Annotated in this window: 1 pseudogene; it reads right to left on the bottom strand. The window is 49.8% G+C overall.

Annotated elements, in window-relative coordinates:
- Positions 1-134 precede the first annotated feature (134 nt).
- A pseudogene (locus tag J5M57_RS28665) lies at positions 135-434 on the bottom strand (tellurite resistance methyltransferase TehB); the annotation flags it as partial.

Here is a 434-nt window from a genome sequence, read left to right as displayed (position 1 = left end):
CCTTAAATGTGCACATATGCATGCGCAATAATAGCAAAGGGAAATCATTTATGTTGCATTAAAAATGGTAAGCAAACCACACTTTACCGACCCTTTTTTGTCCAGAAATAAATGGCGTACTCGTCCTTCCGGCATCACGCCATTTTGCGGGCTAACAGGGTGGCAAAACGCAGCTTAATCCGGTTGCCGTTCGCATCGGTACGATGTAGCTCACCGACATCTTCATTGTATTTCAACTGCTCCCAACCTGCGTAGTAGTCGCGCAGTTCCCCTTCCCTGAAGGCAAACGGAAAACCAACGGTGCAGGGATAGTCTGCCGTATCCATCGCCGCGACGATCAGGTTATACCCACCCGGCTTAGTACAACGCTGCATGTTAGCGATGAGCCCCGGGATCGTGTTGGCCTCAAGGAACATCAATACTACGGTCGAGAG

The sequence above is a fragment of the Pseudomonas sp. 86_A genome, from assembly GCF_017491705.1.
Lineage (GTDB): Bacteria > Pseudomonadota > Gammaproteobacteria > Pseudomonadales > Pseudomonadaceae > Aquipseudomonas > Aquipseudomonas koreensis.
The sequence above is the reverse complement of the archived record's forward strand: the minus strand, read 5'-3'. Positions and strand labels throughout refer to the sequence as shown.